Here is a 14,845-nt window from a genome sequence, read left to right as displayed (position 1 = left end):
GCCTGACACCGGCAGACTTAGCAGCCTATTAACCAACATAATGGCGAAAGCTAAGGTTTAAACATTAGAGACTTAAGCATTAGAGGCTTTAGCAAGCAGTAACTGGCTACGGATGATTTGACGTATCTGATTATGCAGTTCAAATACTCGAGCGCGATCATTAAGATTTAGCGATAGATTTTCCAGCATCACCAGATCCAAATTAAATTCGGGATAATGCAGTGTCATCGACATATAGCCAGATAAATAGCCCGTATGACTGTATTCGACGAGGCCATCGTCCTTATTGATCCTCACCCCATAGCCATAATGCATATTCGGCCATAAAAATGAGATCTCGGTATACGCCGTTGTCATACGTTGATAACTCTTTGCGCTCATCAACTTGCCAGAATGTAATAAATGCTGAAAGGCGACATAGGTGGGGGCTGAGGCAATTAATCCCCCCACGGGCAACAAAGCTTCATCAAGCACTAAACCAGAGGGGGCAATCACCTCACTTTCCTGTAAACCAACGGCGAGTGAAGGCACTTTGGCGTGAATCGCCGCAATACTGCCAAGCTCAGCACTCAGACCATTAAGCTGATATCGCGTAGCAAACTGCGCCACTTGCTCGGCAAAGGATTGTTGATTGACCTTCTCAAGCACTTGCCCTAAAAGCGAATAACCAAAGTTGGAGTATTCAAATTGGCTACCCGGCTCAAAGCGATTGGCCTTACCCAGTTTATCGACACCCGATGTATGGGTCAGCAATTGGTGCAACGTAATCCGCTCGTCATAACGACTGGGATTAAGTGCATCCGCACTTGAATTTGTGCCCGCCACAGTGCCTTTTAATGCCGTGTTATCTCCCTTCGCATCACCAAAAAGGTAATGATTAAGCGATAGATTTAAGTCGATTTTCCCCGCATCGACCGCCTGCAATACCAAGGTTGCGGTAATCAGTTTAGAGAGCGATGCCATCACAAAGCGTGAATCTTTGCTGATTCCTTCGCCCTTTTGTAATTCAAGCTGCGGCTTACCCTGCTCGAGCAGGATAACACTGCCACTAAATGGCTGCGGCGAATCCTCTATCGCGGCTTGGATTAAGGTCTTAATCTCTGCCGCCTTTGAGACAAAGGACGCGGTTTGGCTTTCAAAGGCAATCGACTTATCACCTTGCACGCTCTGCGCTTTTTCAGCCCCAGTATCAAGTAATGCGGCAATACTATTGGCACTTGGGAATAATAACAAACCAGTCAACAGAGTACTGATTACACTTAAACGCATAGGTTATCCTTAACTTAATTAGTAGATACTACCTTATTAGAAAGCGGCCAGCTTATCACAGTGGGATGTTAAGTGATGCTGCTTTGAGATTGGGAATGAAAGTCAGAATTTAGTCTTTAAAGTGAGTGGATTAGATGCCGAGACTCACGCACTCTTTACCAAATCAACAACGCTATTTGCCCAGCGGCAACTCCGAGGGGGATTGTGTGCCCTTGAGCTCTGGTGATATGGGTAAATAATTAGGGCATAACAGTTATGCCTGTTGGCTCTTTCTAAAAGCAACTTAAGACGATTTAGGCATTAAGCAATGATAAATAGTTGACTAAAACAGTCAACAACCATAACATGCGCAATATAAGCATGTTTGATAATTACTAGTCCTTAATAGATTAAATAGAGGTAGTTCTGATGAGTTCATTATTTACTAAGTTCACTAAAACTGACGATAAAACCAAAAATGTAGCCCAATTTGTGCCGAGCACGGATGATAGCACTGCGGCGGATATCACAAACACAGAGCAACCTGAACAGACGAATACGGTAGAAAAACCTAAATCCCCTGGTTTTTGTTGTGGTTCATGTTCATAAACCACTTACCCTGGAATTTTAATATCGACTCACATGCATAGCATAGATATAGCTAGCGCATTGATAAAAAAATGCTCATTGGTGGCGTTTTTTTATTTGGACAATGGAAATAAGCTGACAATGCTTATCTCACTTCTATCCCATCTAGGCTATTTTATTGTTCTTTATGGTTGATATCGACATGTAAGAGTCAAGTTTTGCTCAGTCGATATCACTCTTCAAATACTTATGATTGGTTTACTAACACATAGGGCTATAAAACACTCGATTTAATATGCCATGAATATTTGAAATCACGCCTAAACTATATCATTACCAGCTAAGTTTTACAGTGCATTCAAACTTTCAAAATCAAAGTCTTAAAACAGACACTAGGAAAACATAGAGGAAAATATGCGTTCACTATTTATTCGCATGAGGTTTATCCACTGGTTAGGTGCTATTGTACTCTTTATGAATGCAACTTTCTTCACTGATCTATTATTTTCACAGATAATTCAGTACATTATCACAATGTTTTTGATTATTCATGATATTGATGAAAAAGTCTGGGGAGTTGATTCCTTAAAGAAAGTTACCGAATATATGAAAAACTTTGAAAGAAAAGATCTGTCAATTCCATGCACCATCAATAGCCTATATAACAGTGAAATGGAAAAAGTGCTTAGTGTTATCAACACGTTTAGAGAGAATGTAAAAATTGCACTCATCGATATTCAACAACAGGCCGTAGCTTCTGATGAAATATCAGATCTTCTAAAAGTAAAAGCAAAAAATATTTCGTCACGTATCAAAGAGCAAGATAATCGGGTCAGTATTCTCACCTCACAAATAGAAGCCTTAGACCAAACCTCTCTAGCACTACAAGCTAAAGCGGAAAAAACACGCGAGCAAGTAGAAAACACGCAAATAGGGCTTGTTCGATCAAATGAATCTATGGGGGCTATGGTTAAAGATTTAAGCTCATTTATTTCAAGTAATGATGAGCTTCAGGCAAAATTTTATCAACTTTCTCAACAAACAAAAGCCATTGAGGGAGTGGTATCGGTTATCAACAACTTAGCCGATCAAACCAATCTATTAGCTTTAAATGCTGCCATTGAAGCCGCTAGAGCAGGAGAGCATGGACGAGGCTTTGCCGTTGTTGCCGATGAAGTTAGAAACCTAGCCAAATCAACCCAAAGCAGTTTAGATGAAATTAATCAAATCATATCAGGAATATCTAAAGCGGTTCTTGATGCTGGTAATCAAATGAAATCACAAACATCTGCGATTGTTCTATTATCGGATTACACAACAACGAGCCAATCGGAATTAGATATTGCATGTAAAAACATCAGTGAAATTTTAACTTTGATTGGGCAAGATAGAACAAATAATAATTTAGATATACTCTATGTTAATAGGTTAGTTGGTGATGTCAGTAAGGAAATTGAGGTATTAAAACACCTCTCAAGCTCCAACTCAAATGATTGCATCGAATTAGAGCAGCAGGGCCATAGCTTAACTCAAGTTACTGAAAAAATTGTTCACCAATTAGGGATGTTTAAAACTAAATAGCAACATAACGCACTTTTTTGCCTCCACCCTGCTCTGGCTAAATCGGTGTAATCTTTAGCATAAAAGTTACGCCGATTCGATTTTTTCGTGTTTATCAAAGCAAAGTCAAAGTCGTGGGGCTTCACCCCACACCCGACCAAGGAGGACTGCTCGTCCTATCTGCTTTCACATCTGCCAAGACGCCCCTAGCGAAGTTACATGCATTAGAGACTAGCCTTGGTCTTATGGATAAAGGCTATCGCTTCCGATGGTACATCCCCTTGACGTTAAAGAGAGAGTCCGAAAGCTAGCCAGTCATCTGATAGGCAGGATGCCTGAATGTCGTGAAGTACATGGATGCACGAGAACGACCATGACCGGACTCACGCAATTTATTCCAACGCCCTGCGACAACTTCGCAGGGGAAGGTGAATTCCTGTCGATTTTGTGTTACTTGCGAGTAATTCAAAGCAAACTGAGTAACGCTTACTATCACTTTTTGAAAATTTAACAATAAGTGGCTCGTTAAATTCCGTAAATACCAAAACCTAACCAAAAATACCAAGCATGGTGAATCACTCTTAAATTGTTTTTATTACCCGTTTGACGCATAAGGATAATATCCCCCAGCCTCCCCTAACTTAATTCTATTCAGCCAATCATGGTAGACGCTTGGATATAAATGTTGCCTAGTGACACCAAGTTCTTTAAGAGCTTTTTCCAAACCAACTACTATGCGTAGTTTGTCGTCTAAATGCTGCTCTGAGTCAAAATCAAGACGATTATATGCTTTCACTAAATCTCCATTCGATAAGAAGAAGTCTGGTAGTTCAAGAGCATTAAAATCATCAAAATACCAATCCTTGTTTTTGAACTGTATAGCAAGACTATTTGCTAAATACGCACCTTTTTCCTCTAATAGTTTCAACAAGCATTCAAAATCAAAATTATATTGGAATCGTAACATAGCTCTAACATCATCTATAGATTGACCTTGTTTTTGATATACTTTTAAAAGTACATCTTCCATCTCCCTTAGACTAGTTGAATCATCGATTTTTCTAGTTGTTTCTGAGTGCATAGCTAAACACAGCAGTAAAACCAGACAAAGCGAACTGCGGTGCATTCCTCTAGACATTTCCATTTTTAAAGCACTGACTAATTCTAGCTTCGCCCCATGAAACACATGCCTCAGAATATACTCTGGAAATGCACAAATAAAAAACATTGGAGCATTTAGAGAAAACCTAGAAATTAGAACCATAATTAAAAGCTGCTGACGTAATTTTAATTCTGGAAATAACTGATTGATTAAAGCTAAGAAGCATGAATATTCACTACCGCTGAGTGAACTAATATCTTTACTAACTTTTGAAGCTAATAAAGAAGATGACACTATATCGGCTTCTTTGTCATGTAGTTCACATGATAGTAATTGTTCTTGCACATATGCATGCCCCTCCAAAAGAGATAACATGGTGATTGGTGTTGATTGAATAATATCACCATACTCGTCTAAATAATGCATATGCAAAAATACACCACAACTTTCGTCATATTCGAGGGAATACTTCAATTTTAGGAAGCGACGCAATTTAGAAGGCGCTTTCAGCAAATATGAGTGCATCTGAATCTCAGCATCATTTAATGAGATAACTTTTAAGTACTCTACTGATTGGTTATTAAACCAGTTATACATTCTACAAGTGTACTCCATACCCCAAAGAGTTGAGGTACTGTCTAACAAATGAGTTGTCTCATGCTTATAGGTTTTATATATTTCAAGCTCTGCATCGCTCAAATTCCCAAGGTCTACTACCTTGATTATTTCCTCAATATCTGCAGCCGTTTTTCCTGTGTAATCATTGTTAATCTGAATTTGTTGGAAACCAAAATCATACTGCCCTAAGGCTTGATCGTTAAAAATATATCTACTCAAAGGCTCTCCTCACTTTTAGAGCTATAACACACTCCTTGGGGCTGGCAACGCATAGCACTAGACTCAAACACAACAACCTTAACAACCTTAACAACCTTAACAACCGCTGCTCATTAGAACTGAAAACGACACGCGTTGACAGTCCCTTTGAGGCGTTTGTTAGGTGAATTTACTCACGAATTTATTAAGACACCTATTACTACACTTTTAATTGCATATAATAAAACCTGATGCTTATGAAAAACTTAGAGTAACAAGGTGTTGCCATAAAAGTGGTTGTTCGCGGCAATTCTATCGTCTATTGAACCTAAATATTATACAGATGCTCAACAGGTGAGCCATGGTGGTGGGCGAGACGACCGTCCGCCCCATGGACGGGGCGGTCGAGCATCCAAGGATGGACTTGCTGCGTGTCGGAGAGTCAATGCCATGGCGAACCGTTCAAGGTAGATAACAATATAAAATCGCTATCACAAGCCACTATACTGACTAATATTTTTAATATTAGCGTTTTCAAATAAATAGGTTAAATATCCCTATGAGCACTGAACTTATCGATGCGGTTAAAGCCAAAGATACACTTGCAGTAAAGCGTATTATTGCCAATGGCGCTGATCTTGAAGGCGTGGATGAGAGTGGCATGACGGCAATCTTACATGCCTGTGAGATGCAATCCTTTGAACTGCTCAAACTATTGGTGGATGCGGGGGCCGATGTGAATCATCCAAATGCGCTGGGGTATCATCCGCTCGATATAGCCTACTGGCAGGGCGAGTTTCGCATGGGGAGCTATACCGCCGAGAGTCAGCGTATGGTGAGCTATTTAAGCCGCCATGGCGGTAAATCATCATTTAGCTAGATATCAAAACCAAAAACTAAAAGCCCTAAAAACAAAAATCGCGTTGGACTCAGCTGTACTAGCTAGGCCTAACGCGATTTTTTTGTTCACTTACACTCTAATCACCAAAATCATCGAGCAGGATATTTTCAGGCTCAACCCCTAGGCTTTCGAGCATCTTAATCACTGAGGAGTTCATGATTGGAGGACCACACATATAGAACTCGCAATCCTCGGGTGCCTTATGATTTTTAAGATAATTCTCATAGAGCACATTATGGATAAAGCCAGTGTAACCCGTCCAGTTATCCTCAGGTAATGGCTCCGACAACGCCACATGCCAGACAAAGTTGTCATTCTCGGCGGCTAGAGTATCGAAATCTTGCTGGTAAAACACTTCACGGGTCGAGCGGGCGCCGTACCAGAAGCTCATCTTACGTTTGGTCTTTTTGCTCTTAAGCTGATCGAAAATATGCGAGCGCATCGGTGCCATACCCGCACCACCGCCGATAAAGACCATTTCCGCATCGGTATCCTTCACAAAGAACTCACCGAATGGGCCAGAAATCGTCACCTTATCCCCTGCTTTTAGGTTAAAGATATAGGATGACATCTTACCCGGTGGCACACTGGCCGAAGGTGGCGTAGCAATCCGCACGTTAAGCATAATGCGACCCTTTTCATCGGGATAGTTTGCCATTGAATAGGCGCGCAGCACATCTTCATTCACGGTTGAGACTAAATCGAATAAACCGTATTTTTCCCAATCGCCGCGATACTTAGCCGGAATATCGAAGTCAGCATATTTCACCACATGGGCTGGCGCTTCAATTTGGATATAACCGCCCGCCTTAAAGTGCACATCTTCACCTTCGGGCAGTTTTAATAATAACTCTTTGATAAAGGTGGCTTTGTTATCATTTGAGATCACCTCACATTGCCACTTCTTCACCCCAAAGATTTCTTCGTCTAGCTCAAGTTCCATATCGGTTTTCACCGCGACTTGGCAGGCGAGACGACAGCCTTCTTTGGCTTCTTTCTTAGTGATATGCCCAAGTTCGGTTGGCAGAATATCACCGCCGCCCGATTTGACTTTTACACGGCACTGGCCACAGGTCCCACCGCCACCACAGGCCGAGGGGATAAAAATACTTTGGCTCGCCAACGCGCCGAGCAATTTGTCGCCCGCGGCAACCTTGATGCTTTTTTCAGCATCATCGTTAATCCCGATAGTGATCTCACCGGTAGTCACTAATTTCTTTTTGGCGATAAGGATTACTATCACCAGTAGGCACACCACTAAGGTGAACATGCCTATGCCTATTGCCATTTCCATCCGATAACCCTTCTTCTAAACAGAATGCGGTTGCACTTTTTCAAGCACTCGTTACAGCGAGATGCCCGAGAAAGACATAAAGCCTAGCGCCATCAAGCCTGTGGTAATAAAGGTGATACCTATACCTTGTAAGCCTTCGGGAATGGCGTTGAATTTCATTCTTTCGCGCAGTCCCGCTAGCAGCACAATAGCCACCGCCCAGCCAAGACCCGAGCCCATAGCAAACACCGCCGATTCGGCAAAGTTATAATCACGGTTCGCCATGAAGATCACCCCCGCAAAAATTGCGCAGTTTACGGTGAGCAGTGGCAGGAAGATCCCCAGCGAGTCATACAGGCTTGGAATGTACTTATCCAAAAACATCTCAAGGATTTGCACTAAGGCCGCAATCACACCGATAAAAGTAATCAGCTGCAGATAACTTAAATCAATAGTCGCTAATCCTGCCCAAGATAAAGCACCCGGTGCCAGAACCTTCACATAGATCAGCTGGTTTAACGGCACGGCTAAGGTCATCACTACTACCACAGCCACACCTAAACCAAAGGCGGTGGACACCTTTTTAGACACGGCTAAAAAGGTACACATGCCGAGGAAGAACGACAGCGCCATGTTGTCGATAAAAGTGGCCTGCAAAAATAGATTTATATAGTGTTCCATATCTGCTCCTTAACCCCGTTTACGCTGGATCACATTGATGGTCCAGATCAGCACGCCAATCAGGAAGAAGGCGCTCGGTGGTAACTTGAACATCTCGTTCGGTAGGTACCAGCCGCCATTTTCAATAGTGGTAAACACGCTATGGCCAAATAAATTGCCCGTTCCTAACAGCTCACGTACAAAGGCCACACTGATCAAAATCAAGCCATATCCGGTCGCGTTACCCACGGCATCAACAACCGCTAAGTGCGGTGGATACTTCATGGCAAAGGCTTCGGCGCGGCCCATAATGATGCAGTTAGTGATAATTAAGCCAACAAATACAGAAAGTTGCTTAGATAACTCATAGGCTACATCCTGCAATACCATATCGACGATAATCACTAAGGAGGCAATCACTGTCATCTGGGCGATAATCCGCACACTGTTTGGGATTAAGTTGCGGATCATGGAGATAATCAGGTTAGAGAACACCAACACAAAGGTCACTGCTAGTGTCATCACCACCGCGGTTTGCATTGAGTTACTGACCGCCAGCGCCGAACAGACCCCCAGCACTTGCATCGCGACCGGGTTATTGGCAAACACTGGCCCAGTTAGCATGTCACGCATGGATAAAGTGTTGCTCATTTTGCACCTCCCAACTCACCTTGCACTGCTGGCGCCTTTAACTGGTTGAAGAAGGTTTGAAAGCCTTCAACGCCAAACCAAAACTCCATTGCCCGCTGTACGCCGCGGCCTGTCATGGTCGCGCCACTCACAGCATCAACCCCGTGAATATCACCCTCTTTGGCACCGCCTTTAACGAGGCGCATAGCAAACTTACCGTTTTCATCAAAGAGTTGCTTACCCTTCCACAGGGATAACCATTGTGGATCAGTCACAAAGTCGCCAATACCAGGGGTTTCACCATGTTCGTACACCACTAACCCTTTGATGGTGTTAAAGTCAGGTTCAACGGCAACATAGCCATAGATCATCGACCATAGCCCTTTACCATAGAAGGGCACGACCACGCTAACTAACTTACCGTCGGCATCTAAAATTTTAAATACACGGGCATCGTTGGCACGGGTTTTAATCTTAGCGATATCCTTTTTCGGAGTACTTGAGGTTTCAGGGTTAATCGCCGCCATACGCTCATCAAAGTCGAGTACATTGGCATCTGAATCCACTTTACCTGTGTCGAGATTGATCAATAATGGCTTAACGGATTTAGCAAAAATCTCTCTAAACTCATTGCCTTGACCAAGTTCTACATCGGCCGCCATCAACACATAGCGCTGCAATTCATCCCGCTTTTTCGCAAGTTTGCGCTCTTTTAATACGCCCGCGGTGCCGGTGATCATAAAGGAGCACAAAAGGCAGAGCGTAATGGTGAAGACCATAGTCCCCACCACAGTATCTTTCTTAAAGACCATGACGTTTTAATCTCCGTTTGATGTTGGCACGGGCCACCAGATAATCGAACAGCGGTGCCCACAGGTTGGCAAACAGAATCGCTAACATTACGCCCTCGGGCATTTTGGGGTTCGCCACACGGATAAGCACTGTCATAAAACCAATCAGCGCGCCGTAGGCAAATTTGCCCGGGCGAGTGTAGGAGGTCGTCACGGGATCGGTCGCCATAAACATCATCGCGATAGCAAAACCACCTGTGACTAAATGCCATGTCCAAGGCATTGCCATCATTTGGTTAGTGCTTGAGCCGATAACATTACATAAAGTGGCAGTGGCTATCATGCCTAGCATAACGCCGACCACAATGCGCCAATCGGCTAGGCGAGTCAGGATCAGCAACAAACCACCCAGCAATACCGCCAGCGTGCTGGTTTCACCAATGGCACCCACGGTAAAGCCGAAGAAGTTATTCCACCAGTTAGGATCGCTAAAGGCGCTATACCAAGCGTAATCGGCAAACTCAAGCTTGCCCGCCGCCGCTTGTGCCAGCGCCGTTGCCCCGGAAAATCCATCAACCGCCACTAACTGCTTAACTGTGGTGACTTCGGATGGATAGGCAAAATAGATAAAGGCAAGGCCCGCCAGTGCAGGGTTGAGGAAGTTATACCCCATACCACCAAACAGCTCTTTGGCCACCACAACCCCAAAACTAATTCCCATGACCACCAGCCAGAGCGGAATTGAAACGGGTAAGATTAAGGTAAATAGCAGTGCGGTAACGAAGAAGCCTTCGTGCAACTCTTGGCCACGCACCCGCGCAAACACCACTTCCCAAAATAAACTGGTGAGCAATGCCGTGAGGTAAATCGGCAAATAAAAACTTAAGCCATAGAGGAACAGGCCAATCACGCCAGTCTCTGCTGTTAAGCCGCCGCTTAAGGCGTTAAACAGCGCCAGCTTCCAAGTGTCCGGTGTCGTTAATCCACCCGCTAGGGCAAGTTGAGCCTGTAAGCCTACGTTATATAAGCCAAATAAAATGGCGGGCAATAAACACAGGCCCACTAAGGTCATGGTACGTTTAACGTCAATGGCATCACGTACGTGTACTTTGCCCTTAGTGCTGCGGCCACTGGCGATCACCAATGAGCGCACAAAGCCCTTCATGGATTTGCCTGTGGCGTAATACTCTTGCTGCAAATCTGGGGCTTCCTGTAAATCAGGTTTTTTAGGTTGTGTCGTCATTAACCTTCCCTCTCGATAACATCTAGACAGGCACGTAGTTCTTTACCAAAGTCATATTTGCCGGGGCACACAAAGGTACAGAGTGCTAAATCTTCTTCATCTAGCTCCAATGCGCCTAAGGCCTGCGCCTCATCGGTATCTCGCACCACTAAATCTCGAACTAACAAGGTGGGTAAAATATCCAGCGGCATTACGCGATCGAGCTGACCAAAGGCCATCATGGCGCGCTGAGAGCCGCCTTGATGCGTAGTAAATTCAAAGGACTTAGTCATACCAAATAAACGGGACGTCACAGTACGAGTAATGGAAAATTTATCCGAACCACCCCGTACCCAAGGCAATACATGGTGCTGCGCATCTTCGGCGAGCACCGACACTTGGTTATGAAAACGCCCTAAAAAATCATGCACATCAGTAGCGGTATGGCCGGATAATACTGAGCCAGACACCACACGGTTATGGCCGGGTTTAATCTCGTCCGCCACGAGCGTGCTTAACTGAGCGCCAAGCTGAGTGCGCAGTAAACGCGGATTGAGCACGCTGGGGCCGCCCAAGGCAACGATACGGTCGGTATATAACTCACCGGTTTGGAATAATTTGCCATAGGCAATCACGTCCTGATAACCGATATGCCACACCTGACGCTCAATGCTAACGGGTAGAGTGAAATGAATATGGGTGCCCACTAATCCGGCAGGGTGTACGCCCGCAAAACGGCGCACTTCAACCTTAGGTAAATCGGTACCAACTAGGGCTTCACCCTTATCTTGGCAGAGGTAAACCTGACCTTCGGTTAAGCGAGTCAACACTTGTAGCCCAAGCTTAAAGGCATCGGTTTGCTCGGCAATAATCAACCGAGGATCTGCTGCCAATGGATTGGTATCCATTGCCGTCACAAAAATTGCCGCAGGTTGTGTGTCAAGCTCAGGTACCCTAGAGAACGGGCGAGTGCGAAGCGCGGTCCACAAACCGCTCTGCACCAGTTGCGCTTTAACCACATCGGCAGAAAGCGCCTGCACATCGTCGTGGATATCGAAACGGATCTGCTCATCGGCGTCTAAGCCATCACAGCGGATCACCACAGACTGCAATACCCGGCGCTCACCGCGGTTTATCGCCACGATTTCGCCGCTGGCGGGGGCCGTAAATAACACACCTTTAGTTTTTTTATCCTCAAACAAAGGTTGGCCTTTTTTGACCTTGTCGCCCACTTCAACCAACATAGTCGGTTTTAAGCCAACATACTCCTCGCCGAGCAGTGCCACTTGGGATGGCCTGTTACCGGGTTCGATGATCTGCCTAGGCTCACCCGCAATAGGCAAGTTGAGGCCTTTTTTGATCGTGATAATTTGGTTTGAAAGATCTGCCATCACAAATATCAACCATGAAAATTTTTAGATAAATTTAGGGTAGTGGTTTGTTAACAGATATTCCGATATTGGCGTCACATTCCGCGGCAAATTCGTAAGTTAGATACAAAATTTCACGCAATTTTGTGATGCTGATTCACTTGCTCAGGCACGCTAATCGATAAATGTAGTTTAATAACAATTTATTCATAAATTGTTTTCCACGGCTTAGCCGTGCCTAAGATCATCGAAAATAAGCAAAAATCCAGGTTTGGGGAATTGTTAGCGACATAAGTGCTAAAAAGACCACTTGGCGTATAAAATTCAACCTGCCATGCGCGTCAACATGGTGCAATATGGCCCTTGTCCATTGGTTGTTTTTCACGCAGTAGCATTTAGCCACATGCTTTAACCTTTGCTTTACCGCAAAAGCTTGATAGCCTCGAACTAAGAAGGTTTTCGTAGGAGAAATAGATGGAATACAGACGCATACCGCATTCTAATCTCGAGGTCAGCAAAATCTGTTTGGGCACTATGACTTGGGGCGAACAAAATACCCAAGCAGAGGCGTTTGCCCAACTGGATTACGCCATAGGTAATGGCATTAATTTTATTGATACGGCAGAAATGTATCCTGTGCCGCCTAAGCCGGAAACCCAAGGAGAGACGGAGCGGATCCTAGGCCAATATATCAAGGCCCGTGGTAATCGCGATGACCTAGTGATCGCCACTAAAATTGCCGCCCCGGGGGGCAAGAGTGATTATATTCGCAAGAATATGGCGCTGGACTGGAACAATATCCACCAAGCGGTCGATGCCTCACTCGAGCGGCTACAAATCGATACTATCGATCTCTATCAACTCCATTGGCCTGATCGTAATACCAATTTCTTCGGCGAACTTTTTTACGACGAGCAAGAAATTGAGCATCACACCCCGATCCTCGAAACCCTTGAAGCCCTTGCCGAAGTTATTCGCCAGGGTAAAGTGCGCTATATCGGCGTGTCGAACGAAACCCCATGGGGCTTGATGAAGTATCTGCAACTGGCTGAAAAACATGGCTTGCCGCGGATTGTGAGTGTGCAAAATCCCTATAACTTGCTCAATCGCAGCTTTGAAGTGGGCATGAGTGAAATCAGCCACCGGGAAGAATTGCCGCTGCTCGCTTACTCGCCTTTAGCCTTTGGCGCCTTAACGGGCAAATATTGCAATGGCCAATGGCCTGAAGGTGCGCGCTTAACCCTGTTTAAACGCTTCGCCCGCTATACAGGCTCGCAAATGGCTCTCGATGCCACGGCTGCTTATGTGGATTTAGCCCGTGAGTTCAAACTCACGCCGGCGCAAATGGCCTTAGCCTTTGTTAACTCACGTAAATTTGTCGGTTCAAACATCATAGGCGCCACGGATTTATATCAGTTGAAAGAGAATATCGACAGCCTAAAAGTCACGCTATCGCCTGAGTTGTTAGCGCGATTAAACGAACTGTCCGATCAATTTAGATTACCCTGCCCTTAGTCGATCAGCGGTTTAAATGTTGGATCAATAGCACCGGGCAAATGCACCTGATGCTATTGATTTTATTTAAATAAGCTCAAGGCCATTATTCACCCCTTTTCTCGTAGTCTCTATCTGGTTATAGCTTAATGGAAAAGCACGAACCTTATTCCGCTATTGCTGACTCAGCGCAACACTGCTGCATGAACCTCCAAAAATCTCCCAAGCAGAACCCTCAACGCAATCTTAAACGGTACCTCTAGGACCAAAAAGCCTAGGTTACATTCGGATACAAAGTCCTTTTAAGAACTGAAATATAGTGACCCCACAGTCACTAGACAGATATTTTAAGGATAGAAAATGAAAAAACTTTGCTTTGTCATCACAAGTATTTTGCTCTCCACTCATGCGTTTGCAGAAAGCAATACCTACATTCGTAACGGTAATATTTATAGTCATGAAAATCAGTTTTTTGCAGGTGTTGGTGTCGTTACTGGCAGCCAGTTTTATAAGGGACAAGATCACCAAACGCGTGCCTACCTCAATGGCGGCTACCACGGTGAAGACTTCAATGCCGATCTATCCGGTATTAACTATCGCATTTTAGGCACTAACGATAGTGCCATCAATTTCAGTGCTTTTGTAGTTGCCAATCCAGGTTTTAATGCCGATGATGCCGATATTTTAACTGGCATGAAGGATCGCAAATTCAGCGGCGATTTAGGGTTAAACGCCGACATTCATTTAGGTGCTGGTACACTCTCAACCAAATTCCAACACGATGTGACAAATGTTTATAATGGTTTTCAGGCAGATATTACCTATTACCATCCCATCAATCTGGGCTTTGGGGATCTCGTGCCCTATGCCGGTGTACATTACTTTAGTGAAGACTTTGCCAACTACTACACAGGTGTAAAGTCATCCGAAGCAACTGCGCAGCGCCCTGCATATCAGGCAGACGGCACCTTCGCCTATAAACTAGGTTACACCTTGGTCATGCCTGTCACTCAGCATTTAGACATTACACAAGCCACAGGTTACTCACTCATAAGTGCCAATATGGCCAATTCTCCGCTAATCGGCAGTCGTAACCAGTTGGCGACATACCTTGGTATTAGCTATAGTTTCTAAGCAACATCAAGATACAACATTATGATATATATCGGAAATTTTTATGTGAAGAATTA

13 protein-coding genes are annotated in these 14,845 nt (G+C 44.4%); 5 read left to right on the top strand and 8 right to left on the bottom strand.

Annotated features, from left to right (window positions below; all coding sequences use genetic code 11):
• Positions 1 to 72 precede the first annotated feature (72 nt).
• Positions 73 to 1,269 carry a serine hydrolase gene (locus MJO46_RS15955; RefSeq protein ID WP_253990171.1) on the bottom strand — a complete coding sequence of 399 codons (1,197 nt, stop codon included), beginning with the start codon at positions 1,267 to 1,269 and terminating at the stop codon, positions 73 to 75.
• A 408-nt stretch (positions 1,270 to 1,677) separates the two neighbouring features.
• On the opposite strand from MJO46_RS15955, the gene MJO46_RS15950 reads away from it, so the two are divergent.
• Positions 1,678 to 1,857 carry a CCGSCS motif protein gene (locus tag MJO46_RS15950; RefSeq protein ID WP_253990170.1) on the top strand — a complete coding sequence of 60 codons (180 nt, stop codon included), beginning with the start codon at positions 1,678 to 1,680 and terminating at the stop codon, positions 1,855 to 1,857.
• A 393-nt stretch (positions 1,858 to 2,250) separates the two neighbouring features.
• The gene (locus MJO46_RS19940) at positions 2,251 to 3,417 is read left to right on the top strand and encodes a methyl-accepting chemotaxis protein (protein WP_301542010.1); all 1,167 of its coding nucleotides are present in this window, start codon (positions 2,251 to 2,253) and stop codon (positions 3,415 to 3,417) included.
• A 574-nt stretch (positions 3,418 to 3,991) separates the two neighbouring features.
• On the opposite strand, the gene MJO46_RS15940 is transcribed toward MJO46_RS19940, so the two are convergent.
• Positions 3,992 to 5,335: a hypothetical protein gene (locus MJO46_RS15940; RefSeq protein ID WP_253990169.1), complete on the bottom strand. Its 1,344-nt coding sequence runs from the start codon at positions 5,333 to 5,335 to the stop codon at positions 3,992 to 3,994.
• A 538-nt stretch (positions 5,336 to 5,873) separates the two neighbouring features.
• Here MJO46_RS15940 and MJO46_RS15935 point away from each other — a divergent pair.
• Positions 5,874 to 6,194 (top strand): ankyrin repeat domain-containing protein, encoded by a 321-nt coding sequence (locus tag MJO46_RS15935; RefSeq protein ID WP_253990168.1) that lies wholly within the window; start codon positions 5,874 to 5,876, stop codon positions 6,192 to 6,194.
• A gap of 97 nt (positions 6,195 to 6,291) precedes the next feature.
• Here the strand turns inward: MJO46_RS15935 and nqrF are convergent, their stop codons facing one another.
• From nqrF to MJO46_RS15905, 6 genes are read right to left on the bottom strand one after another with little or no spacing between them, the layout of a single operon-like run.
• On the bottom strand, positions 6,292 to 7,509 hold the full coding sequence (nqrF, locus tag MJO46_RS15930; protein ID WP_253990167.1) for an NADH:ubiquinone reductase (Na(+)-transporting) subunit F: 1,218 nt from the start codon (positions 7,507 to 7,509) through the stop codon (positions 6,292 to 6,294).
• Between the two features lie 51 nt (positions 7,510 to 7,560).
• Positions 7,561 to 8,169 (bottom strand): NADH:ubiquinone reductase (Na(+)-transporting) subunit E, encoded by a 609-nt coding sequence (gene nqrE, locus MJO46_RS15925; protein WP_198782386.1) that lies wholly within the window; start codon positions 8,167 to 8,169, stop codon positions 7,561 to 7,563.
• Between the two features lie 9 nt (positions 8,170 to 8,178).
• Complete coding sequence (locus tag MJO46_RS15920; RefSeq protein ID WP_253990166.1) at positions 8,179 to 8,799, bottom strand: NADH:ubiquinone reductase (Na(+)-transporting) subunit D; 621 nt, start codon at positions 8,797 to 8,799, stop codon at positions 8,179 to 8,181.
• Entirely contained in the window at positions 8,796 to 9,590 is a 795-nt protein-coding gene (locus tag MJO46_RS15915; protein WP_253990165.1) for a Na(+)-translocating NADH-quinone reductase subunit C, read from the bottom strand. The genes MJO46_RS15920 and MJO46_RS15915 overlap by 4 nt, the downstream gene beginning before the upstream one ends.
• Complete coding sequence (locus MJO46_RS15910) at positions 9,580 to 10,812, bottom strand: NADH:ubiquinone reductase (Na(+)-transporting) subunit B (protein ID WP_253990164.1); 1,233 nt, start codon at positions 10,810 to 10,812, stop codon at positions 9,580 to 9,582. The genes MJO46_RS15915 and MJO46_RS15910 overlap by 11 nt, the downstream gene beginning before the upstream one ends.
• Positions 10,812 to 12,182: a Na(+)-translocating NADH-quinone reductase subunit A gene (locus tag MJO46_RS15905; protein ID WP_253990163.1), complete on the bottom strand. Its 1,371-nt coding sequence runs from the start codon at positions 12,180 to 12,182 to the stop codon at positions 10,812 to 10,814. The genes MJO46_RS15910 and MJO46_RS15905 overlap by 1 nt, the downstream gene beginning before the upstream one ends.
• Positions 12,183 to 12,635: 453 nt before the next feature.
• Here MJO46_RS15905 and MJO46_RS15900 point away from each other — a divergent pair, with 453 nt between their 5' ends.
• On the top strand, positions 12,636 to 13,676 hold the full coding sequence (locus MJO46_RS15900) for an NADP(H)-dependent aldo-keto reductase (protein ID WP_198782381.1): 1,041 nt from the start codon (positions 12,636 to 12,638) through the stop codon (positions 13,674 to 13,676).
• Positions 13,677 to 14,015: 339 nt separating this feature from the next.
• Complete coding sequence (ompV, locus tag MJO46_RS15895) at positions 14,016 to 14,789, top strand: outer membrane protein OmpV (protein ID WP_253990162.1); 774 nt, start codon at positions 14,016 to 14,018, stop codon at positions 14,787 to 14,789.
• Positions 14,790 to 14,845 lie beyond the last annotated feature (56 nt).

This window comes from Shewanella sp. KJ2020, from assembly GCF_024197625.1.
Lineage (GTDB): Bacteria > Pseudomonadota > Gammaproteobacteria > Enterobacterales > Shewanellaceae > Shewanella.
Note: the sequence above shows the minus strand (reverse complement) of the source record. Positions and strands in the feature narration are given on the sequence as shown.

Excerpts from the sequence above, each read along its gene's own strand:
- MJO46_RS19940 (WP_301542010.1), top strand. The coding sequence starts at position 2,251 with ATGCGTTCACTATTTATTCGCATGAGGTTTATCCACTGGTTAGGTGCT.
- MJO46_RS15905 (WP_253990163.1), bottom strand. The coding sequence starts at position 12,182 with ATGGCAGATCTTTCAAACCAAATTATCACGATCAAAAAAGGCCTCAAC.
- MJO46_RS15910 (WP_253990164.1), bottom strand. The coding sequence starts at position 10,812 with ATGACGACACAACCTAAAAAACCTGATTTACAGGAAGCCCCAGATTTG.
- ompV (WP_253990162.1), top strand. The coding sequence starts at position 14,016 with ATGAAAAAACTTTGCTTTGTCATCACAAGTATTTTGCTCTCCACTCAT.
- nqrE (WP_198782386.1), bottom strand. The coding sequence starts at position 8,169 with ATGGAACACTATATAAATCTATTTTTGCAGGCCACTTTTATCGACAAC.
- MJO46_RS15935 (WP_253990168.1), top strand. The coding sequence starts at position 5,874 with ATGAGCACTGAACTTATCGATGCGGTTAAAGCCAAAGATACACTTGCA.
- MJO46_RS15955 (WP_253990171.1), bottom strand. The coding sequence starts at position 1,269 with ATGCGTTTAAGTGTAATCAGTACTCTGTTGACTGGTTTGTTATTATTC.
- MJO46_RS15900 (WP_198782381.1), top strand. The coding sequence starts at position 12,636 with ATGGAATACAGACGCATACCGCATTCTAATCTCGAGGTCAGCAAAATC.
- MJO46_RS15920 (WP_253990166.1), bottom strand. The coding sequence starts at position 8,799 with ATGAGCAACACTTTATCCATGCGTGACATGCTAACTGGGCCAGTGTTT.
- MJO46_RS15950 (WP_253990170.1), top strand. The coding sequence starts at position 1,678 with ATGAGTTCATTATTTACTAAGTTCACTAAAACTGACGATAAAACCAAA.
- nqrF (WP_253990167.1), bottom strand. The coding sequence starts at position 7,509 with ATGGAAATGGCAATAGGCATAGGCATGTTCACCTTAGTGGTGTGCCTA.
- MJO46_RS15915 (WP_253990165.1), bottom strand. The coding sequence starts at position 9,590 with ATGGTCTTTAAGAAAGATACTGTGGTGGGGACTATGGTCTTCACCATT.